The organism is Selenomonadales bacterium, assembly GCA_018335585.1.
Lineage (GTDB): Bacteria > Bacillota > UBA994 > UBA994 > UBA994 > UBA994.
In genome coordinates, this window is the sequence record JAGXRZ010000063.1 from 23114 (window position 1) to 45842 (window position 22729).

Below are 22729 nucleotides of genomic sequence, written 5' to 3' on the forward strand. Positions count from 1 at the left end.
CCTAGCGGAGTTGATTGATAACTCGATCGACGCATTTCTCGCGAGCGAGGCAAGTGGGGAAAATGGCAAAGAGCAGAGAATTGTGGTCAACTGGTCGAATGACTCTGTCGGAACGGGTGACCGCACGGTGGAGGTTTCGGACAATGCGTGCGGGATGACCCTAGAACAACTACAGAACGCAGTGACTGCGGGATATACCAGTAATGACCCCATAAACCATTTGGGGCTCTTCGGCATGGGCTTCAACATAGCGACCGCGCGCCTCGGCGAGGTGACTACTATAAGGTCGACCTGCGCCGGTGATACCCAGTGGGTCGAGCTGACTATTGACTTTGGTGAGTTGATCAAGGCAAGGCGCTTTCTCGCTCCTGTTAGGATGCTGCCAAAAGACAATCCACTTGAGTCAGGGACAAAGATAATCATCTCCCAGCTGAAAGCCGGTATCTCTGATACCATGATTGCTAAGGAGAGCGATATCAGAAGGCAATTGGAGTCAATCTATACCCCATTACTCACGACGAAGGATATAATGGTGCTAGTTAAGGGGCGGCAGCTGTCGCCCCGGAACCATTGCGTCTGGTCGGATGCCCGCTATGTGGTTCACAATCAAGCGAATGTCCCAGCAAGGGTGGACATTGACCGTGATCTAGGACACTCCCTATTCGATACCGAGAAGAATTGCTATCTCACAGAGGATGAGGCTGAGCCGTATTACACTGCTCAGTCGACCGGCGAGACCCTCCCCGGGAACATTGTGGAGCGAAACAAGCGCCTTACCGGTTGGCTGGGCATTCAACGTTACGCCGATCCGAACGATTACGGCATCGATTTTGTCCGTAACGGGCGCAAAATAAGGATTGCAGACAAGTCCCTCTTCTTCTACGACAATCCCTTTACTGGAGCGAAAGAACTTCAATACCCTGTTGAGCTCGGATCAACTATCGGTGGCCGTATCGTGGGTGAGCTGCATGTGGATTACTTACTGCCGGTCTATCAAAAGAACGACTTTAACAAAGAGGATACTTCATGGGCTCAGACGGTCGAGGCGATTTGTGGGGTGGGTCCGTTCCTGCCTCAAAGGCGTAAAGCATTGGGTTTTCCTCCGGAGGTTACTTCACCGTTGGGAGTGCTGGCAAATGCCTATCGCCGTGTCGACTCTGGAACGAAGTGTTTATTTGCGCCGAATGACAAGGCGAAAGAATACGCTGGATATTTTCGGAGCGGACGACGTGAGTATATTGATGATAGCCTTTGGTGGAAAGCCGCCCAAGAGGAAGACCAGAAACGTAGTACCGGGGGAACGAGGTTGACAACAGCGGTGAATCCAGGCGACGCGCCCTCCGACGATCCTAGTTCATACCTTCGGGGGAGTATGGGTTCAACTATCGGAAGCGGCAGCACACCTTCGATACCTACGGTGCCAAGTCCTCCTCTAGTGCCAGTGGTGACATCGCCTGCAATGGCGACATCTAAGCTTGATGAGCTTATTCGTAACTCTGCCCAAGTTGGGCAGCTAACTGGGAAATATAGCTTCGGCAGAGCAGCCCCACTAAATGTTCGGGCTTATGAGCTGAAGATCGGCACAGAAATTCTCGCAAACGGTGAGCGCAAGCCCTGCTTCTTTTCATCAAGCGGCATTGACTGCACTTTTGTTTACGACCCGGCGCATCCCGTCTTAGCACAGTTCCCAATCAGCCCAAAGGAGCTGCTGCTCCAATATCTAGCCGAGAAGCTAAAGGCCCGAGACAACCTTGCTGATGTGGTTGAGGTGTTCTCTACCCTCGTTCAGAACACAATGCCAGAGGCGAAGATTGACCGACAGTCATTACAGGATCGGGCGGCGAAGGCCTTTGCCACGTTGCGGGAAAAGATGGTCGATGCACTGAGACCGCAGGCTATTAGCGTACTGCAGTGTATACATGAGTCCACTGGCGACGTGGAGGACACCGTAAATCGGATGCTCTTCAACCCAGCGCTGATTCAACGCTTCCAGACATGTCAGGAGAGCGGATATGATGCGTTGGAGTACGTGCCGGAAAAAGCCCTCTTGCGCCTCGTTGACAGGTTCCCCGAACGGGTTTTCGATGGCAAGGTGGTCACTGCTCCATACACAAGTATTAGTTTCTCGGATGAGAAAGCTACGGAGCGGAGCCGTAATGAGTCAAAAGAGCGTGTTATGTCGTTCTTAAAGGACGCACTTCGGGTGATGGCAAATACAGGTTTTGGGCAGCGTGACTTGAAGAACGAGCTGTCTCGCGCCTCGCTGAGCATCGACTTTCTGTTGGGGGAGTTGGTGTGATGAACTTCTATACGCAAGACATTTCCGAAGGGAACAACTGGAAAGGCCTTGTACGTGCGGTAGCGAGAATGATGGCACATATCGGATGGAAAGACACTGCCGTTATTGACGGCTCTGGAGATATGGGGGCAGACTTATTGGCGATGCGCGACGAGGGGGGAAAGGTTCTTTCCTGGGTCGTTCAGTCAAAAGCGGTGGCGGGAGACAGATACATTGGGCCAAGTGCAATGCAGGAGGCGGTGACCGCCTTGTCCTTTTATGGGGCAGAAATAGCGGCCGTCGCTACTAATGGCGAATTCACGCACACTGCCAAGGTTCGGCAAAAACAACTGGAGACGCATGGCTATAGGCTGAAGCTTTGGAATGGGGCATTTATCAAGAATGTGATTGACCAAATGCCAAACGAAAGTGCAGCCCTCAGAGAGCTTCGACCCTATCAAGAAGGAATCGTCAACAAAGTAATAAAGGCTTTTGACGAAGGCGGTAAGAAGGCGTTTTATATTGTCGCTACTGGCCTAGGCAAAACAGTGATTGCAGCGACCATCACGCAGCAATTGTGGGAGCGCGGGTGTCGTCGCATTCTGGTGCTTTGCCATCAGACAGACTTGGCGCAACAACTTGAACAGGGCTTCTGGCCGCAGCTTACGAAAGAGGTTCCCACATCCGTCTTCTTTGACGGGATACCTCCTAAGAATACAGAGGGAGTTGCTTTCGGTCTATATCAAAGCCTGTACGGCTACCTACCGGGCATCGAAGAAAGCCGATTTGATGCTGTAATAGTTGACGAGGCACACCACGCGATGGCGTATGGGTTTAGGGCCTGCCTTGACCATTTGAAGCCGAGGTTTCTTATTGGAATGACTGCTACGCCCTGGCGGGGAGACGGGCAGAACCTCAACACTGTCTTTGGCGAACCGCTAGCCAAGGTCTCCTTAGTTGACGGCATGGCGATGGGGTATTTGTCAAAAGTGGACTACCGTATCCTCTGCGATAATGTGGACTGGGACGGCATGCTAAGTATCAGCAAACAGAAGCTCTCCATTAAGGACTTAAATAAGCGCCTCTTTCTCCCTCAGCGCGACGAAGCCGTTATCGCTGAAATTCAAAACATCGTCAATACGGTGCCGACCCCACGAATTGCAGTATTCTCTCCTTCGATTGAACACAGCAACCGTTTCGCAGCGATGCTATCAGCCGCCGGAGTCCCGACCGCCGCCTTGTCTATCACGGACAAAGCGGAGCGGCGCAAACGGCTCCTCGGTTTTTCGGCTGGAAATTATAGTGCGGTCACGGCAGTCGATGTGATGAACGAAGGCATTGACATACCGGATGTGAATATCCTCGTGTTCCTGAGGGCTACGCATTCAAGGCGCATATTTGTACAGCAGCTTGGGCGTGGGCTACGGCTTTCGGAGGGGAAGGACAAGGTTATCGTTTTGGACTTCGTCTCCGATATCCGAAGGATGGCGGAAATGGTCGGGATGAATAACGAGGGCAAAGAAAAAGGGCGAGAAAAAGAGATTTTGTTCTTAGAGCAAGGTTTTGTTTCCTTCTCCGATGCTAGGGTGGAGCGCTTTGTGAATATATGGATTGAGGACATGGCTGATCTCAGTGGTTCTGATGACGAGGTCAAGCTTACGTTCCCGGAGGGGTTCTAATGCCGAAAGCGTTGCCGACAGGTGTTGCGGCCCAGCTTAAACGAGCAGTATTCAAAAAGGCCGACCTACACGGATATGCCTTAAAAGGGCGCGTAGAGAACGGACGTTTTATGGACGACCTTGTTAACGATCCGGAGATTGGCGGCATAATTGGGGAGTATGTTGCAGCAGACAAGGTGAGGGTGTATATCAAGGACGGCATTCTCAACGCCTATACGAAGAGGAAGGCGGAACAAGTTCTTCGGGGGCACGACCCAGTCCAAGTTATCCGTAGTACATTCGGTGCGGGTGAGGTTGCCATTGTGGAGAATAAAGGAGAAATTGTCGTGGGCCGTTCCTCAGACGGACGATTCTTCATCGTTGGCAGGGGCACAGTGCTGAAATGGGAAAGTGCGCTTCGGAAAGTTCTTGAGTATATCGCCCGTCTCAAGAGGAATCACGTTGACGAGAATTACCCTTCCATATGTCTTCAACTGGCGGTCATTAACTATGGCATCACCGAGGGCGACAAGAACCAGATTACCAGAGCACTAATGGCCGTTGGCGTTAAGGTGTACTTCTGCTCGTCGTAATGTCGGGATGCGCCTTCAAACCACGATCAATCGAACAGGCATGTGTCGGCATCCTGCAACTGTCTGAGATGGAACAAGAGATAGATCCAGCCCCACCGCTTGACTGGAGGGATCGTCCGGTAAAGCATCGCCGTTGAAACCCACACACTCCCTTGCAGAGAGAGAGCCCGCAGTATGCCCACCGCCTGGGATCGGATTAAGCATTTGCACAACGGAAAGAGGCAGAAACCTACAGGCCAGCCGGGCTGGTGCTACATGGGGTGCCTCCTAACATCCCTTCTGGGTGACTGGACTCACCCAGAAGGGCTGCACGAACGCAGGTTGAGCGAGAAAAGCATGCCTGTGCCGTCCTAGCGGCGACTCACTTCTCGCCCTGTGTTGTCAAGCAGCACCGCCGGGTCACCCTCGTTGTTCCAAATGTGCGATCTCGTCCACACTAGCCGCCCTGGCCCCGCTGTTGCATTGGGGCCGCTGACAACCATGATGCTGGATCCCATAGCAATTACCGTGCCCGCGGGGAAGGTAAACCTTTGATTGCCGTTCTCGCTTACCAAAACCCAACCAGATATATCTACACTGGTTTGGCCGCGATTAGCAATAACCACTCGTTCTCCTGCTAAGTCCACTTCAGTGATGGCTACTGTTGTAGTTGCTGGCGGGGCAGTGGCCGCCCACAGGCCTTTGTTAGCATTGCGTGCTTCTCGCTCCAATGTCACAAACATCTCGGAGTACTTAACGTTCGGAGCAATTGTCATGATCCTTGCGAAGCCCTCTAGCAAGAGACGAGCATTGAACATCTTCGCCCTGACTTCTGCCACGGTGTCACTGGTCGGCTGTTCAAGCCAAATGTACGCCAATAGACGACCGAATCGGTCCCGTTCAGACACGTCCAGTTCTAGATGAACGGTTTTACCCTCTAGCTGTTGCCTGGTGAACGCCGCGGCTTCTTTGCCGAAGGGTTCGATCTCGGTGGTGCTCTCCGGAGTATCCACGCCGATCAGGCGCACCCTCTCCTCTTGCCCAGAACTGAGACGCACACGTATCGTATCGCCGTCGGTTATACTTGTCACTTGTACAGCTGAGGTGCGAATAGCCGTCGTGGCGGAGTCTACGGTGACGGTGCGAGTCTGTTCATTCCAGCCAACACGGGCACCCAAGCTCTCAGCAATGAACCTAGCCGGAACTAACGTGCGTCCGCCGACAATAGTCGGCGGCACATCCAGCGTGACTCTAGCGGTGTTGACGGTTGCAGACGGGTTGTCGATTTGCAGAGTGATGGTCGTTTCAGCCCTTCTCCCCGTAATAGTCCGTGTGGCATCATTCCACTCCACGGATGCTCCTAAGGCCTCGAAGATCGCGCGTAGTGGGACTAAGGTGCGGCCACTTCTGATGACTGGCGGCACATCCATTACCAGCGCTCTTCCGTTTACAACTACGCTAATGGGCTGCTCCGCTAACCCAAGTGAAGTAGTGAAGACTAGGAGCATCGCCACGGTAACCGCAGACAGTCTTCTAGCACCGTCTCTTAACAATGGATTTCCTCCTCCCGATTTGCGAACATGGCTCAACCTACCGAGCGGACGTTTCGCTAGGATTATCCCTTGGGCAACCGTGCTGGACATCAGCCCCATTATATCAAACGGGCGTTGCGTTTCAATCACGCAAGGTGGCAATCCAAGACATGTGCAGCACATTTAGAGCCGAGGAGGCTCCGATCTGGGATCTCGGGGAGATGGGCAGGACAGCAGGCTAGGTGATTGCAGGGAAGGAGGTTGCTAAAAGGTGTTTCAAGAAGGGATAGCGTTTCTTTTTAACTTCCTACTTGGCGCGGCGGTGGGGGCCACCCTACTAAGATTGTTAAGACGGAACGCCCCTAATTTCCTTTATCCTAGCGCAACAAGCACACTGGGGTACCGGGTGATAACTGGTGTGCTCACCCTAGGCGGAGGGATTCTAGGGGTAAAGTCTAACATCTCTAGCGCGCCCGCCGCATTGTTGGATATGGCCCACACAGGGAATCTGTTCGCTATAGTAGCCGTTGGTTTAATCATGGTGCTTTGCATGGTATTGATTACGAGGCTTATTGCTGGAGAACGGCACTCATGATTCACTTGACTCGTTAAAACAGGCATTAGAGATTTTTGTCCGCCGCTTGTTTTGTTGGCGTTTCCCATACCATGGGCGTTCGGCTCCTTCGCGAACCAACAGAGCGAGGAGGAGAACGGAGGTTGCGGCCGCAATCAGAGACAGTAGGCATCCTAATTTGACAGCAGTTTTGACAGCAACGCCGACGCAACATACTGCAATGCCCTGCTCCCTGCGCATCGGTCGATCCTCGGAAACCCTTGCTATAGCTGGACTTTGGAAGCGAACAGCTACACACTAGTACGTGTTGCAACCCCAAGCACCTAACTCTTAATCAGTGGGTCGCGCTGCCGGGTCAGTCAGCAAAAGTTCTACCAAAAGTTCTACCGTAAGCCAGCCAAGAGGGGCATAGACGAGCAGAACATGTGTTCGCCGAAGGGGCCAAAAAGCATTGCTATTGCTGACTCCAGCCGAGCCGACCGAAGGAGGGCAAAGAGCGCTCCCTACCTTGACACGGTAGAGGTCACAGGTTCGAACCCTGTTGCTCCCACCATAAGAACTAGGAACGCCAAGGGTTTTAAGCCCTTGGCGGTTTGATGCTATATTGCAACCATTACGTAGGCTTTGAAATAGTCTAGCGCTTGCGGTACTGATAACTTATGACGGCAGTAGGACATGCCGCAATGCAGTCAGCACATTGGTGGCAAAGCGTCGCATCTATTTCTGCAACCTCGGTCAGAGGGGTAACCGTGACGGCATTGGCAGGGCAAACCTCTTCACATTTTTGACAGCGGACGCAGCCTGTTGCCTTTACTGATACCGCGAATCTTGCATACTTTCCAGTGAGTCTGAGTAATGCTCCATACGGACAGACGAGATTGTGGAACACCCACGGTTTTAGTCGAAGCGTCATTATGAACGAAAGAACCAATAGTATCAGGAGGAATGGGAACTCGCGCTGAAGGATTTGTCTGAAAACAATCACCGTACTAATCATGAGTGCCAACACAAACCACGGCATATTAGGATTCCGGAGCCATGTAGGTATCGTGTCCCTTTGCCAATTCATTCGTTTAGCTACCTTTTCGGAGACTCGCATTAGTGTGTTCATTGGACATATATATCCGCAAAAATATCTGCCAAATAGCGCCGCAGTTAATAACCCAACCACGAAAACGGCTAGCCAAATCACCATATTGCCAGTGACAACTAATAGAGCAAACACTATAAAAAGAACTACTTCAACGGATGTTCTCGCTTTGGCCATAGTTCAACCACCCTTTCACTTCATTGAAAAGAGTATATACTAAGAGGGACTAAGAAAGTGTTACGGATGTAACGCTGCATAAACAATGGAGGCGACCCATGTTGCAGTTGCGTGAGGTCTCGATAATCAAAGCGCTCCCTGCTGATGTACTAGATGCTTGTCTACAAGATGGTAGCATAAGGAGCGTGTGCTATGAAAAAGACGCAGTGATTCACTTTGAAGGCGATCGATGTGACAGCCTTGAGGTTGTCGTCAAAGGGAGCGTAATGATTGAACGCATCGATGAGGAAGGCAATCTACTCACTATTGCAGAGTTTTCGTCAGGGGACATAATCGGCGGCAACTTGATGTTCTCTAAGGATCCTCATTATCCGTTCGCCGTCAGCGCAAAAACCGTAGTGGAGCTTGTGCGCTTTTCTAAAGAGCGTACTTTTGTTCTCTGTAGTCAATCCCCATATTTTCTGGAATGTTACTTGGAGTGCGTTTCGAGCCATGCCCTTACATTAGGCGATAAGATTAAGCACCACGTTAGAAGAACAATTCGCGAGAGGATCACTGCTTATCTCGCTAATGAGGTCAAGAGACAAGGTAGCTGCCATATCAAATTGTCGCTTACCAAGAAAGCCCTCGCAGAGAGAATTGGCGCCCAAAGGACATCGCTATCCCGAGAGCTACAAAGAATGAAATTAGACGGCCTGATTGATTATAATGCCACCCATGTTGTCTGTCAGAAGATATGGAGAGAGACACCCTAATGTGAAGCGGCAGGAGATGCGAGGCCGCTGGAATGTCTGTGGCAGGATGATTGAACGATACACCGTGGAAGGATGTGTTTGGGTGATATGCGATCGGAGCCTTAAGTTGCTCTATGAGAAAGCCAACCGCTATAAAGATCAGATTGCAGCAGCACGTCCGTTAAGCACACGCGAGGCCAAGAACCTCGACGAGTATTTCAAGATAGGGCTTACCTTCTCTAGCAACGCTCTGGAGGGCAACACGCTGACCATTACCGAAACGAAGGTGCTGCTTGAAGACGGGCTGACGGTAGGAGGCAAGCCTATACGAGACTATTATGAGGCGGCCGGCCACGCCAAGGCCTACGACTTTATGCTGACCTTAGCAAGAGACGGCAACACTCCGCTTTCAGAGGAGCAGATATTAAAACTCCATAAACTCTTCTATGCTCTCCTCGACGAAGACAACGCCGGAGTCTACCGTCAGGTCAGCGTCTTTATCTCGGGAACCGACTATGTGCCGCCGGGACCGGATGTGGTGCCTGCCGCGATGCAGGTTTTTGTGGCGGAAATGAATGCGCTGAGGGGCTCAGTTCATCCTGTCGAGTATGCGGCACGCCTTCACAAGGGCTTGGTCGACATTCATCCGTTTGTCGATGGTAATGGCCGCACGGCGCGCTTGCTCATGAATTTAGCGCTGGTCCAGGATGGCTTTGGTATTGCCATCATCCCGCCGGTGCTCCGCGGGGAGTATATCGATGCTCTGCGTGCGGCGCAACGGGCCAAAAACCCGGATGACACACCATTTTTCAGGCTCATCGCTGAATGTGTGATTGAAACTCAGAAGGACTATTGTCGGTTGCTCCAATTGCCGACGAAGGACGAAATCAGGGGAGGCTTGTTGCGCACCTGACAGCAGACCGTCTAGGGTCCGGCAGGCGCGGGCTTGACGCAGAACGATGGCATATGTACTACTGGGTGGGGAGCTGGTTTAATCCAAGGTGTTTCGCCACCGCTAAGAGCGAGTCGTGTATCCGGGCGTTTCGCCGCCGTTAAGGGCGAATTGTAATGCAACAGGCACGGGCCAGCCGTGCCTGTCGTTTTCGATGCAAGTCCCATTAGGGTATCCTCTAGTGGGTTTGTATGGCGTTGTCCCATACGAGTGGCGTCTCTTTTTCGGATATGTGCGCGTTAGCACTACTGAACAGAACACGGCTCGCCAAGAGTCTTTGATGCGTGACCTTGGCGTGGAGAAGGTGTTTGTTGACTACGCGAGCGGTAGGCACGAGCACCTCCACACTCAACAAACTCATCCTACCCAAAGAATAGCTCTGGTGGCAACACTGTCGCGGGCCAATGATAGTGTCGCGTGACGCTAATAGGCCCCTCCTTAAGAAGGGGCCTATACGGCGATGTCCACCTACTGCTCCTTTCGTCAAGAATAGTTGCCAAGTTCATAACATAATGTGCCCAGTATGTGGCACAGGGACAATAGTGTGACGTGACAACATAATAGGATAGTGATGTCAGGGAGCCATAAGGCTGAAGGGAGCGGCGCCCGCTCCCCTTCACTCAGCAAACACTACCTTGGCGGTAGTAGCTCCAATCCGTCGATGGCGCTTTGGATTTTGGCTCTGTCCCCAGTAGTCCACAACTCCCAGTTCAGAGCTTCATTGAGCCTGCGGACATTTTCGGAAATAATCCCGATTCTTCGATCTAACTCGGGGTCAACTCCCGGCCCTTTATAGGCCACGATAGCCTCTCCATTGACAGCACTAAAGTAGTGGGCATACCCGGCAACAGCAAACATGTCTTGTCTCTGCAATTCATCAGCTAGCCAGCGGCCGGCTGCTCTGGCTGCCATAATATGCCCTCCCGCGATCCGGATATGCTTGTTGTGTTCCTCAGGACTAGACGAGGCCGCAAGTAAGAAATAGGCATGGGCGTGGTACACAGACGCTGCAAAATTTTGCCCAATTCTGATCAATCGCTCACGGTCAACTGCCTTCCGCTCCTCGGCGCGGAAATACATGATGCCGCCGATTGCGACTAGCAACAGAACAACTACTACTGCACGCTTTGCCCAAACCATTTTCGCTTCCATCTTTGCACTCCCCGTTCTTTCGTCAAGATTAGCTGCCAAATACATGATATAATCTGCACAGTATGTGGCACAAGGACAATATTGTGACGCGATGACACAATAGGAGGGTGATGCTACTTGAGCACGGCGACTCGGCCACAGCATATATGTTACTGAAGGAAGCCTGCGAACTAAACAGACTGGCTAGGCGCTGAAAAGGTGGCGACATAAACTGGAACCTCCCTTCCGTATGAACGATTTTGCCTGCACATATACTACTTCTGAACGAAGGGAGTGTGATGTGGATGGAAGTCGTATCTATCGGAACCACTGCTCCCACCTACCTGCTGCGCGAGAGGCTGGCGCAGAAGCTGCAGTGTCTCGTGGACGAAGGCGTCACCGTAGAGGTGCTCGAAACTAGGGGCCGCTCGGTGAATAGCATCAGCGTTATGGTCGACGTTGCTCCGGAGAGCAGCTTCTCGTTCTCTGAGCTAAACCATTTGGGGCGACAGTGCACATCAGCAGCACTTGCCGACTTTTTGATTGAGGATTGGTGTCAGCGCAAGCTAGCGGAGATAATTCAGCGCGACTTCGGCTACTTTAGTGCCGAGGAGCGCCACAAGATTGAGCTCGTAACGGAACGCCTCCTGCAAACAGGGGGTCTAAGGTGGACAAAGCTCAGGGATACGATTGAGGAGTTTCTTGCCCACAACCGGCACATTAACGCGGATGGATTTCTCAGGTTTCGTATGCGGCATCTTCTGCCTGAACTTGGCGAAACAGTGAGTGAGGCGGTTGACGAGTTTCTCGTAGCCAAGGAGTACACCGAGTTCATACGTCTCTTGCGCTACTTTGTGGATATTCAGCAGCCGAAGTTGCCTTTGGTACATCTTGTGCTTACCGCCGAGGGCCGCTGCAACATTTTCGGCGTGGATGGTGAGCCTGTGCGGCACCAATATCTTGACGGCTTCAGCGGTGATGGGGATTGTGAATCTGACGTAAGTTATGAAGACTTGTTGATCAGTGCCTTGATTACGTTAGCACCCGCTCGGCTTATCCTGCATGGTAAGAACATACAAAGGGGGAACGAGCTCGGGGACACCATACGCAATATTTTCGATGGCCGTCTGACCGAATGCGACGTGTGCGAACTGTGTCGCCGAACGCGTTCAAGTGCGACACAGGAGGCGGCAAAGCCATAGTGCATATTAGGTAACGGTAGCCCCCCGAGGTCGGGGGGTTGTAAGTTTTTTGGCCTTGTGATAGCTTAGAACAGCAGAACGGAGGCCGCCTATGTTTCGCAAATTACCCAGAGATCTATTAATCATCTACTTTTCGCTGTTGTTCTTTGCCGTAGGCACGGGCCTTTATAGCGTTATTATGCCCGCATATATTCGCGAGCTTGGCGCAAGCGCGGTGGAGTTGGGGCTACTTAGTGCTATTGCCATGGCGATTGGCGCAGTGGCCGCGCTGCCGGGCGGAATATGGACGGATCGCTATGAGCGCAGGAGCCTAATGCTTATTGGTTGGGCAATGTGTGTTCCCGCACCTTTAATTTTCGCGTATGCGCCACACTGGATGTGGCTGATTCCCGGCTACTTTCTTATCAATTTCTCTATGTTTAGCACGAATGCTATGCAGGCCTACATGACCTCGCGGAGTTCACCTAGCGAGCGAAGCTTTGTCTTTGCTACCGTCCACTCTGCCTTTTCTGTCGGGATGATTTTTGCTCCGACGTTAGGTGGTTTTCTGGCCGAGCAGTGGTCCATGCGCGTGACGTTTGCGGCGAGTCTGCTCTTTTATGCTCTATCTGCCAGTATCCTGCTTAAGCTTGCGCCTAACCCGCCTACCGCCTGCCTAGCGAAGGCCCCGCTACGCCTTGACCCTCGCTTGTATCCGAAGCGGTTTTGGCTCCTGGTCGTAGTCTTTGTCGGGGTCTGGTACGTGATGTTCCTGCCGTTTAACTTTAACACGCCTTACTTGCAGGACGTAGCTAGGCTAAGCTTGCTGCGCATCGGTCTGCTCGGCTCGGTTGCAGCGGTTGGCGGCGCACTCTTGGCCCCTGTCCTCGGGCGCCTCGCCGACAGAGTCGGCACGTGGCGGGTGCTGGGCGGCTGCTTACTGGTTTTTGCTGTGTCTTATATTCTGCAGCTCCTTTATCCGTCGCCCATTGTGCTCGCCATTGTATTCTTTGTGCGTGGCGGCACCAATGCGATGATGTCGCTGATGACGGCTTTAGTAAGCGGCGTTGTAGAGGAGAAGACTCTCGGGATGAGCTTTGCCATGTACAATTTGGCTACCGGCTTCGCTACTGCCGTCGCCCCCTACACTGCGGGCTGGATGTACGCCGAGTCCGCGCAGGCACCGTTTATTGTGGCCGCAATTCTGGCACTGGTGTTTGGCGCAACCTTCTTGCTGGCCCCAAGCCGTTTGGCACATCGCTTCGCAAAACCTGCCGTTGACGAAGCGGTTTAGATGAGATATAGTATTTAAAAGCTTTGACGGAGGAAGGCTCGCACAGACGCCTCACCAGAGAAAAGGGCCATGTGAATTTAGCGGCTAGCGAAGTTCACAGGCTGAAAGCCCTTTAGGTGTATGCAGAGTCTACCACCTCCTGAGCTGCGGCCGAGCGCATTTCGTGTCAACGAAGGCGCGAAGGTTTGCCGTACACGTGCGTTAAGCGTTTAAGATGGGCCGTGAGTTTATATCGTGAAACTCACTCGGCCAACAAGGGTGGAACCGCGGGAATTACTCCTCGTCCCTGCTAAGGCAGTGGCACGGGGAGTTTTTGCTTTATCTAAATTTAACTTAGGAGGAAACAAAATGAAGAACATCAGTGTGTATCTAAGTGACGGCGCTAAGCGCGAACTGCCGCAGGGAGCAACCGCCCGCGACCTAGCCGAAGCCATCAGCCCACGCCTCGCCAAAGACGCCGTAGCCGCCAAAGTAAACAACCAAGTGGTCGACCTCGCGCGCCCCTTGCCGGATGAGGCACAAGTGCAAATCCTTACCTCCGACTCACTCGACGCGCTTGAAGTCCTGCGGCACACCGCGGCACATGTGATGGCACAAGCAGTCATTCGCTTGTTCCCAGGGGTTAAACTAGGCATCGGCCCAAGCATTAAGGACGGCTTCTACTACGACTTCGCCGTGTCCGAAACCTTCAAGCCCGAAGACCTAGAGCGCATAGAGGCCGAGATGCGCAAAATCGTGGCCCAAAAGAGCCCGCTTAAGCGCCACGCCATCAACCGGACCGAGGCCATCGAGATGTTTCGCAGTCAGAACGAAGTCTTTAAGGTTGAGCTTATCGAAGACCTGCCGGTTGACGCCGAACTCACCTACTACAAGCACGACGATTTTCTCGACCTTTGCGCGGGGCCGCATCTTCCCGACACGGGCTTTGTTAAAGCATTTAAGCTGCTCTCTATTGCCGGTGCTTACTGGCGTGGCGATGAAAAACGTCCCATGCTGCAGCGCATTTACGGTACGGCCTTCTTTAAGCAAGCCGCGCTTGACGAGTATCTGCACAGGCTTGAGGAAGCCAAAAAGCGCGACCATCGCAAGCTAGGCAAAGAGCTTGACTTGTTCAGTATCCAAGAAGAAGGGCCCGGCTTCCCGTTTTATCATCCCAAGGGCATGATTATTCGCAATGAACTGGAAGATTTCTGGCGCAAAGAGCACAGGAAGGCCGGCTACCAAGAGATTCGCACGCCGATTATCCTAAACCGCGTCTTGTGGGAGCGCTCCGGCCACTGGGCACATTACCGTGAAAACATGTACTTCACCAAAATCGACGACCTCGATTACGCGGTTAAGCCCATGAACTGCCCAGGCTCCATGCTCGTTTACCGCAATGGCTTCCACAGCTATAAGGACTTGCCCCTGCGGTACTGCGAACTCGGGCTCGTGCACCGCCATGAGCTATCGGGAGCGCTACACGGCATGGCGCGGGTGCGCGCCTTTACGCAAGATGACTCCCACATCTTTATGACTCCGTCCCAAATCGAAGCAGAAGTGGCGAGAGTTATCGCCTTAGTTCACAAGTTCTACACCATCTTTGACTTAAAGTACAGGGTAGAGCTCTCCACGCGCCCCGAAAAGGCGATGGGGGACATTGCGGTGTGGAACATCGCCGAAGCGGCGCTGGAGACTGTGCTTAAGGACAAAGGCATTAACTACAAGCTTAACCCTGGCGACGGCGCGTTTTACGGCCCAAAGATTGACTTTCACATCGAGGACAGCATCGGCCGCAGTTGGCAGTGTGCGACTATTCAGCTAGATTTTCAGATGCCGGAGAAGTTTGACCTTACCTACATCGGCGAAGACGGCGAAAAGCATCGGCCGGTAGTAATCCACCGCGTTCTCTACGGCGCCATCGAGCGGTTTATCGCTATGCTTATCGAGCATTTCGCGGGTGCTTTCCCACTGTGGTTATCGCCTGTGCAGGCTGCTGTGCTCCCCATAACGGACCGCGCGCGCGAGTACGCCGAGAAGGTAGTAGCAGAGCTAGAGGAAGCCGGTATCCGCGCGGAGCTAGACGCCCGCAACGAGAAAATTGGCTTTAAGATTCGCGAGGCGCAAATGCAGAAAGTGCCGTACATGCTGGTTATCGGCGACAAAGAAGTACAAGAGGGCACGGTAGCTGTGCGTACGCGCGAAGGTGGGGACCGCGGAGCTGCGCCGTTAGCCGAAGTTATCGCGAATCTCACCCAACAGATCAAGGACAAAAAATAGGAGTAAAGGAGGCAATGTTATGGCTATAGTGCACGTCTCTATTACGCCTATTGGCACAGGTAGCACTAGTATTAGCCCCTACGTCGCGGCGTGCCACGCGGTGCTACGCGCTAAGCCTAACCTTAAGTGGCAGCTTACCCCGATGGGGACAATCATTGAGGGTGAACTCAGTGAAATTCTAGCTGTCATTCAGGAAATGCACGAAGTGCCCTTTACCAAAGGTGCCCTCCGCGTCTCCACCCAAATAAAAATCGACGACCGCCGCGATAAAGAAGCCACCATGACTGCGAAAGTCGAGTCGGTCGAGGAGAAGCTTTAGGCCCGGCAGATTTGTGATATTTGTCACTGAAAAAGTGAAGTAAATCATCTAGACTGTTGTTGAACCAAGTTAAGTATTTGGAAGGAGCTACGGTCTATGATGTTTTGCTATCAGTGTGAACAGACCCCCAAGGGCGGCTGCACCAAGGTCGGCGTGTGCGGCAAGAACGAGGACATCGCGAGCCTTCAGGACACCACGATCTTTGGCTTGAAGGGCATTGCTGCCTATGCCACGCATGCGCGGCAGCTCGGCTACACCGACCCCGAGGTGGATGGTGTTACGCACGAGGCGCTGTATATGACGCTGACTAATTCTAACTTCAACCTAGAAGAGCACCTAGGCATGGCCATGAAGGTAGGCAAAGCAGCAGTTAAGGTGATGGACTTACTTGACCGCGCGCATCTTGACCGCCTCGGCGTACCACAACCTGTGGTCGTTTCGCAGGACAAGGTCGAGGGGCATTCTATCCTAGTCACCGGGCACAACTTGCTGGCGCTAGAGGAGCTGCTGAAGCAGAGCGAGGGCAAGGGGATTAACATCTACACCCACTCGGAGATGCTGCCCGCACACGGCTACCCGCACCTAAAGAAATACGCTCACCTCAAGGGCAATGTAGGTAAGGCTTGGTACGACCAACGCAAAGTATTCGAGGAGTTCCCCGGTGCAATTCTCGGCACGACCAACTGCCTGATGCCGATTAAAGGGACGTACTTCGACCGTTTCTTTTCCTGTGACGTAGCCGGACTTGAAGGCGTACAGAAGATTGTTGGCGACGACTTCTCGCCGCTGATCGAACGCGCCCTTGCCTTACCTGCCGCAAACGTAGACTCCGCCAAGACGCTGACTACAGGCTTCCATCACCAGACGGTGCTTGGTATTGCGCCTGAGATTGTCGCGGCAGTGAAGTCAGGTAAGATTCGGAGGTTCTTCGTCATTGCCGGGTGCGATGCGCCGGGGAAGGGTGGAGAGTACTACAGGACGCTCGCCACAAGTTTGCCACAGGACTGTGTTATCTTGACTACTAGTTGCGGCAAGTTCCGCTTTAATGATGTCGACTTCGGTGTCGTGCCCGGCACAAGCATTCCGCGCTACATCGACCTCGGGCAGTGCAACAACAGCGGTTCGGCGGTTAAGATTGCCGTCGCTTTAGCGGAGGCATTCGGCTGCGGCGTAAACGATCTGCCGCTTAGCATCGTGTTGTCGTGGTTTGAGCAAAAGGCGGTAGCTATTTTACTGGGGCTCTTTAGCCTAGGCGTGCAGAATATCTACATCGGGCCAAAGCCGCCGGAGTTTATTACGCCGGGAGTGCTCTCTGCTCTGCAGACACACTTTAACCTGAAGCTTATCGGCAACGCCGCTGACGACTTGGCTGCGATGCTCGGCTAGGGTGTGCAGAGTGAAAAGCCTGCCTCGGGTGTAGGGACGTGCCTGTGGCACGTCCGCGGACGTGCGAAACGCACGTCCCTACAAGGTCCTCCAGGCGACGACATCTAGGGCTTGACAGCCCTGCTCAGTTCGGAATATAATCGACGAGAACAAAGCAGGAGCCATCCGCTTCTCACCTCGTCGACGTATCGGCAGGTAAATAGTGCGCAGTTTTGCTGTGTTGCTTAGAGCGGGTGAATCAACCCGCTCCTTAAATTTGTACAAACTTAATTCCAGGAGGTGGATACCCCATTAACAAAGACGCAAAGACCGTTGAGCCGCAAGTAAACGAGGAAATCCGAGCCCGCGAAGTGCGCCTAATCGATGAAAATGGCGAACAGCTAGGTATTAAGCTGTTTCGCGAGGCCTTGCGCATTGCGCAAGAGAGAGGCCTAGACCTTGTTAACGTGGCCCCAACGGCCAAACCCATAGTCTGTAGAATTATGGACTACGGTAGGTTTAAGTACGAACAGAGCAAAAAGGAGCGCGAAGCGCGCAAGAAGCAACACATCATTAACGTCAAGGAGCTTACTTTTAGCCCTAACATTGACGATCACGACCTAGAAACTAAGGCGCGTGCCGCCACGCAGTTCCTTAAGGACGGCGACCGCGTTAAGGTCACGGTGCGCTTTCGCGGGCGCGAAGTTTCGCATGCTGAGCGCGGCAAGCAGGTGCTCGAGGCCTTCTATAGGTTAGTACAGGACTTATCTACCATTGACCGCGAGCCGAGGCTTGAGGGGCGGAACATGAGCATGTTCCTAAACGCCAAGAAACAACAGAGTTAATAGGAGGTCACACCATGCCAAAGGTTAAGACACACCGCGGCGCCGCCAAAAGGTTTAAGATTACCGGCACAGGCAAGGCCCTAAGGCGCAGCAACATGAAGAACCACCTAAACGAAGCGAAGACTTCCAAGCGTCTGCGCAACCTGCGCAAAACGCATCTTGTACACGCGACCGACATGGGTCGCCTCAAGGCGCTTATCCCCTACAAATTTTAGTGGCACAAAACACTGAGGAGGAACCACCATGGCACGTGTAAAGAAGGGCGTCACCGCTCGGGCTCGTCATAAGAAGATTCTCAAACTAGCCAAAGGTTACTGGGGCGCCAAGAGCAAGCGATTCAAGGTAGCCAATGAGCAAGTTATGAAAGCACTCTACTACGCCTTCCGCGACCGCAGGCGCAAAAAGCGTGATTTCCGCAGACTCTGGATTACCCGTATCAATGCTGCCGCACGCATTAACGGCATGTCTTACAGTAGACTTATGAATGGTCTCAAGAAAGCGGGCATCGTTATGAACCGTAAGGTGCTCTCAGACCTTGCAGTGCGTGAACCGGCTTCATTTGGTCAACTAGTCACCCTAGCTAAGCAGCAGTTCCAGCCGTAAAGATGGGCAGCCGACAGTGTAGAATAGCCCGGTTGCCATGTGAGGGCGTTATATGAAAATCGCGTTCTCCCGCATGAGTCCCGCGCAAATTCTCGCGTCAACCTTTCTCGGTCTCATTCTGACAGGGACAGCTCTACTAATGTTACCTTGGGCCTCTACGGGGGCCCCGGTTGGCTTTGTTGACGCGTTGTTTACGGCGACATCGGCGGTCTGTGTCACCGGCTTGACGGTCGTCGACACAGGCACTCGCTATACTTTCTTTGGACAGTTCGTGATAATGCTCCTAATCCAGTTCGGAGGTTTAGGCCTGATGACCATGGCTACGATGGTAGCCATGGTTCTTGGTAAGCAAGTCACTTTTCGCGAGCGCCTAATCATCCAAGAAGCCTTTAACCAGTTTTCTTTAGAGGGCATGGTGAAGTTGGCCCGCTATGTCGTCTTGGCTACGCTTACCATTCAGTCTCTTGCGGCCGCAGTATTATTTATCCGCTTTCAGTCGCAGTTTGGCACGGCGCGCGGTCTGTGGTTTGCGGTGTTTCACAGCGTGTCGGCGTTCTGCAATGCGGGTTTTGACTTGTTTGGGAACTTTCGCAGTTTAGAGATGTTTGCCTCCGACGTTACAGTAAATGTAGTAATGCTGACTTTGATCGTCTTTGGCGGCATCGGCTTTAGCGTGCTGGCTGACCTTTATTCTAAGCGTAGCCTTAAGGGACTGGCGCTGCACAGTGAGCTAGTCCTTAAGATAACCGCAGTGCTAATCGTGGCTTCGGCCGTCTTGATAGGTCTCTTAGAATGGAACGGCGCACTCGCTAACTACGACCTAACCGGTCGCGTACTTGGCTCTTTGTTCACGGCGGTCACGCCGCGCACAGCCGGCTTTAACACCGTACCTACCGGAGCGCTTAGCGAGGCCACGGCCTTAATCATCATCATGCTGATGTTTATTGGGGCGTCGCCTGCTTCGACCGGTGGCGGCATAAAGACGACGACCTTTGCCATGGTAGTCCTTACGGTCGTGGCCGCAGTGCGTGGGCAGGGAGACGTGGTTATTCGCGGTCGCCGTATTGCCCAGTCTGTAACTATTAAATGTTTGTCGATCGCGGCTATCTCGCTTGCCCTAGTGCTAACCACAACCTTCGTGCTTTTGTTGACAGACGACGCCTCGTTCTTAGATACTCTCTTTGAGACAGTCTCCGCATTTGGCACGGTGGGCCTAAGTCGCGGCATTACGCCTACTCTCAGCACCATCGGCCGCTTGGCCCTCATAGTAACTATGTTCGCCGGACGCGTAGGTCCCTTGACGCTAGTGCTAGCGATTATCGCTAAGCCCGACCCCTGCGCGGCGTCTGTTCGCTATCCCGAGGGCAAAATAATCGTGGGTTAGGTGGGTCAGTTAATTATGAAGCAGTTCGCCGTAATTGGGTTAGGTAGGTTTGGCTCGAGTGTAGCCAGAACCTTGCACGCAGCCGGCCATCAAGTCCTCGGCATCGACGAATCAGAAGAGCGCGTACGCCATAACCTAGACAACTGCACGCGCGCGGTCGAGGCTGACGCAACCGATGAACAGGCCCTGCGGGCCATCGGCATCCGCAACTTCGACACAGTCGTTGTCGGGGTAGGCGGCGACATTCAGGCAAGTATCCTGGTCACGCTTATGCTTAAGGAGCTAGGCGTAAAACACGTGCTGGCCAAAGCACAGAGCGAGCTACACGGGCGCGTACTCTACAAAATTGGGGCAGACCGCGTTGTTTTCCCCGAGCGAGATATGGGGAGCCGCGTCGCCAAGAGCTTAATCGCCTCGAATATCTTAGAGTACATTGAACTCGCTCCGGATATTAGCATTCTTGAGTTTATGGTAGGTCCCGCGATGGTCGGGCACAGCCTGCGCCAGCTGGATTTTCGCAACAAGTATCAGGCGAACATCATTGCCGTTAAGCGCGGCGATGAGTTTAGCTTAGCACTGCGAGCGGACGAGCGTATCGAAGAGGGCGACGTGCTCGTAGTCGTGGGTAAGAACGACGACCTCAGGCGCCTTGAGCGCTATTGAGTTGGAACCGCTAGTTGTCACATCGCCTGACAACCGTTGGGTTCGCTTAGTCCGCAAACTGGCGACAGCACAGGGGCGAGACAAGCAGCAAGCCTTTGTGGTCGAAGGCTTAAGGGCTGTGCGTGAAGTAGCATTGTCCGGCGCGACGCTCGCCATCCTAGTCGACACAGCCGTTTGGCACGACGCAGACATTGCCGAGCTGGTGCAACTGGCGCGTCCCGCTCCGGTCATCTCGGTGGCCACCGAAGTTCTCCTGCCGCTGTGCGACACGAAAACACCGCAAGGTGTGTTGGCGGTGGCCAGAAATGTTGACGTTTCACTTGACGCGGCTCTGTCTGCCACCCCGCCGCTGGTGGTGGTGTCGGCAGGGCTACAAGACCCAGGCAACATGGGAACGCTTATTCGTTTGGCGGACGCGGTCGGCGCGGGAGCATTTGTCGCTACGCGCGGTAGCTGCGACCTATACAATCCCAAGGTGGTACGCTCTACCATGGGTTCGCTCCTGCACCTGCCGCTTTGCCGTGACGTAGATGACAGCCTGCTGGTCTCTCGGCTATCTTTGGCTGGCTACAGCATTGTCGCCGCCGACACGCAGGGTGAAGCTACATACTGGGAAAGAGAGTATAAGCGCCCCTTAGCTGTGGTATTTGGCAATGAAGGTAGCGGCCTAGCGGAGCTATGGCGGGAGAGGGCAGAACTTGTACGTATCCCCATGCCAGGCAGGGCAGAATCCCTTAACGTTAGCGTAGCAGCAGGAGTGTTGCTCTACGAAATTCTCAGACAATGGCGCGCGACTTTGCCCTCACCTCCTTGTAGCTGACAGTCTTCCATGCTATACTCCCTCTAGGAGATAGGAGAGGGTGTGTCCGCGTGAGAGTGTTGACCGCCGCTTTTTACTGGAGGGTGTTTGAGAGTACCGGGTCGATTTTTGCGTATCTTATGTACAGGAAGCTTGTATTTAATTAACTCAAAGCTTAGATGAAGCTTAACTCGCTTCGGAGCTGCGCTCTGCCGTGTGGCGACGTTACCCGCGGCCTCGTCCCTACAGGGATGGGGTCACTTTTGCTTAAAGGAGGAAAGTATCATGGAACTTATCGATAGACTGGAAAAGGTCGCCGCAGTCGCCTTGGACGCAATAGCCAAGAGTGACACTGTAGCCGTTCTGCAGGAACACCGCGTCAGGCTCTTAGGGAAAAAGGGGGAACTCACGGCTATTCTGCGCGCCATGAGCGAACTCGCACCCGAGGATCGTCCGCGTGTCGGACAGCTAGCCAATGCGCTACGTGACCAGATTGAGGACGCACTGCTAGCTAGGCTAGGGGAACTCACTGCGCTGGAGTTAGAGGCCAAACTACAGGAGGAGCGCGTCGACGTGACTCTCCCTGGGCGGCAGCCCTACTTCGCCCATGCCCACCCGCTTAGCCGCATCATCGAAGAAGTGACCGACATATTTCTGGGGCTCGGTTTTAGCGTCGCCGAAGGCCCGGAGATTGAGAGCGAGTACTACAACTTTGAAGCCCTTAACGTACCGCCTCTGCATCCGGCGCGCGATATGCAAGATACTTTTTACTTGCGTGACGGGCGCGTGTTACGCACGCAGACTTCTCCCGTACAGGTGCGCACCATGCAGGCAGTGAGCCCGCATTACCCCATTCGCATTATTAGCCCCGGCAAAGTATACCGACGTGACGACGACGCTACGCATTCGCCTATGTTTCACCAAATAGAGGGCCTGGTCGTCGACAAAGGAGTTAGCCTCGCCCACCTAAAATCGGTACTACTGATGTTCGCGCGGCAAATGTTTGGAGCTGAGCGCGAGATTCGGCTACGTCCGAGCTATTTCCCCTTTACGGAGCCGAGTGCCGAAGTTGACGTTTCATGTGGCACGTGTGGGGGGCTTGGCTGCAGGGTCTGCAAGGGTACAGGCTGGGTAGAGATTCTTGGCTGCGGCATGGTGCACCCAAACGTGCTTGCTATGTCGGGTTATGACCCGGAGTCAGTCAGCGGCTTTGCTTTTGGCATGGGGGTTGAACGCATTGCCATGCTTAAGTACAACGTGGAAGACCTGCGCCATTTCTTTGTTAATGACGCGCGATTCATCCGGCAGTTCTAGGAGGT

The 22729-nt window shown here is 53.4% G+C and carries 21 protein-coding genes; 18 read left to right on the forward strand and 3 right to left on the reverse strand.

What is annotated here, in order from left to right:
• Positions 1 to 10 precede the first annotated feature (10 nt).
• The 3 genes from KGZ66_11595 to KGZ66_11605 are packed head-to-tail and all read left to right on the forward strand — an operon-like array spanning position 11 to position 4529.
• Positions 11 to 2299, forward strand: a complete 2289-nt coding sequence (locus KGZ66_11595; protein ID MBS3986229.1) for an ATP-binding protein — start codon at positions 11 to 13, stop codon at positions 2297 to 2299.
• Entirely contained in the window at positions 2299 to 3957 is a 1659-nt protein-coding gene (locus tag KGZ66_11600; GenBank protein MBS3986230.1) for a DEAD/DEAH box helicase family protein, read from the forward strand. The genes KGZ66_11595 and KGZ66_11600 overlap by 1 nt, the downstream gene beginning before the upstream one ends.
• Positions 3957 to 4529 (forward strand): hypothetical protein, encoded by a 573-nt coding sequence (locus tag KGZ66_11605; GenBank protein MBS3986231.1) that lies wholly within the window; start codon positions 3957 to 3959, stop codon positions 4527 to 4529. The genes KGZ66_11600 and KGZ66_11605 overlap by 1 nt, the downstream gene beginning before the upstream one ends.
• A 350-nt stretch (positions 4530 to 4879) precedes the next feature.
• Here KGZ66_11605 and KGZ66_11610 read toward each other — a convergent pair whose 3' ends face one another.
• Both KGZ66_11610 and KGZ66_11615 read right to left on the reverse strand, forming a co-directional pair.
• On the reverse strand, positions 4880 to 6061 hold the full coding sequence (locus KGZ66_11610; protein MBS3986232.1) for a thermonuclease family protein: 1182 nt from the start codon (positions 6059 to 6061) through the stop codon (positions 4880 to 4882).
• A 1187-nt stretch (positions 6062 to 7248) separates the two neighbouring features.
• Positions 7249 to 7881, reverse strand: a complete 633-nt coding sequence (locus KGZ66_11615) for a 4Fe-4S binding protein (protein MBS3986233.1) — start codon at positions 7879 to 7881, stop codon at positions 7249 to 7251.
• Positions 7882 to 7979: 98 nt separating this feature from the next.
• On the opposite strand from KGZ66_11615, the gene KGZ66_11620 reads away from it, so the two are divergent.
• The 3 genes from KGZ66_11620 (at position 7980) to KGZ66_11630 (ending at position 9988) form a co-directional block, all read left to right on the forward strand.
• Positions 7980 to 8636, forward strand: a complete 657-nt coding sequence (locus KGZ66_11620; protein ID MBS3986234.1) for a Crp/Fnr family transcriptional regulator — start codon at positions 7980 to 7982, stop codon at positions 8634 to 8636.
• 106 nt (positions 8637 to 8742) lie between these two features.
• Complete coding sequence (locus KGZ66_11625; GenBank protein MBS3986235.1) at positions 8743 to 9528, forward strand: Fic family protein; 786 nt, start codon at positions 8743 to 8745, stop codon at positions 9526 to 9528.
• 220 nt (positions 9529 to 9748) lie between these two features.
• Positions 9749 to 9988 (forward strand): recombinase family protein, encoded by a 240-nt coding sequence (locus tag KGZ66_11630; GenBank protein MBS3986236.1) that lies wholly within the window; start codon positions 9749 to 9751, stop codon positions 9986 to 9988.
• Between the two features lie 209 nt (positions 9989 to 10197).
• Here KGZ66_11630 and KGZ66_11635 read toward each other — a convergent pair whose 3' ends face one another.
• Entirely contained in the window at positions 10198 to 10719 is a 522-nt protein-coding gene (locus KGZ66_11635; protein MBS3986237.1) for a hypothetical protein, read from the reverse strand.
• 284 nt (positions 10720 to 11003) lie between these two features.
• On the opposite strand from KGZ66_11635, the gene KGZ66_11640 reads away from it, so the two are divergent.
• The 12 genes from KGZ66_11640 (at position 11004) to pheS (ending at position 22724) form a co-directional block, all read left to right on the forward strand.
• A complete protein-coding gene (locus KGZ66_11640) occupies positions 11004 to 11900 on the forward strand; it encodes a putative sporulation protein YtxC (protein MBS3986238.1) in 897 nt (298 codons plus the stop codon).
• A 91-nt stretch (positions 11901 to 11991) separates the two neighbouring features.
• A complete protein-coding gene (locus KGZ66_11645) occupies positions 11992 to 13173 on the forward strand; it encodes an MFS transporter (GenBank protein ID MBS3986239.1) in 1182 nt (393 codons plus the stop codon).
• Positions 13174 to 13521: 348 nt separating this feature from the next.
• A complete protein-coding gene (gene thrS / locus KGZ66_11650; GenBank protein ID MBS3986240.1) occupies positions 13522 to 15432 on the forward strand; it encodes a threonine--tRNA ligase in 1911 nt (636 codons plus the stop codon).
• Positions 15433 to 15451: 19 nt separating this feature from the next.
• Positions 15452 to 15751, forward strand: a complete 300-nt coding sequence (locus KGZ66_11655; protein ID MBS3986241.1) for an MTH1187 family thiamine-binding protein — start codon at positions 15452 to 15454, stop codon at positions 15749 to 15751.
• 96 nt (positions 15752 to 15847) lie between these two features.
• Positions 15848 to 17137: a hydroxylamine reductase gene (gene hcp / locus KGZ66_11660; protein MBS3986242.1), complete on the forward strand. Its 1290-nt coding sequence runs from the start codon at positions 15848 to 15850 to the stop codon at positions 17135 to 17137.
• 269 nt (positions 17138 to 17406) lie between these two features.
• Positions 17407 to 17961, forward strand: a complete 555-nt coding sequence (infC, locus tag KGZ66_11665) for a translation initiation factor IF-3 (protein MBS3986243.1) — start codon at positions 17407 to 17409, stop codon at positions 17959 to 17961.
• Between the two features lie 14 nt (positions 17962 to 17975).
• Positions 17976 to 18176 (forward strand): 50S ribosomal protein L35, encoded by a 201-nt coding sequence (rpmI, locus tag KGZ66_11670; protein ID MBS3986244.1) that lies wholly within the window; start codon positions 17976 to 17978, stop codon positions 18174 to 18176.
• Between the two features lie 28 nt (positions 18177 to 18204).
• On the forward strand, positions 18205 to 18564 hold the full coding sequence (gene rplT / locus KGZ66_11675) for a 50S ribosomal protein L20 (protein MBS3986245.1): 360 nt from the start codon (positions 18205 to 18207) through the stop codon (positions 18562 to 18564).
• Positions 18565 to 18616: 52 nt separating this feature from the next.
• A complete protein-coding gene (locus tag KGZ66_11680; protein MBS3986246.1) occupies positions 18617 to 19948 on the forward strand; it encodes a TrkH family potassium uptake protein in 1332 nt (443 codons plus the stop codon).
• Positions 19949 to 19963: 15 nt separating this feature from the next.
• Positions 19964 to 20611 (forward strand): TrkA family potassium uptake protein, encoded by a 648-nt coding sequence (locus KGZ66_11685; protein MBS3986247.1) that lies wholly within the window; start codon positions 19964 to 19966, stop codon positions 20609 to 20611.
• Position 20612: 1 nt separating this feature from the next.
• The gene (locus tag KGZ66_11690; protein ID MBS3986248.1) at positions 20613 to 21431 is read left to right on the forward strand and encodes an RNA methyltransferase; all 819 of its coding nucleotides are present in this window, start codon (positions 20613 to 20615) and stop codon (positions 21429 to 21431) included.
• A gap of 264 nt (positions 21432 to 21695) precedes the next feature.
• Entirely contained in the window at positions 21696 to 22724 is a 1029-nt protein-coding gene (gene pheS / locus KGZ66_11695) for a phenylalanine--tRNA ligase subunit alpha (GenBank protein ID MBS3986249.1), read from the forward strand.
• Positions 22725 to 22729: the final 5 nt, after the last annotated feature.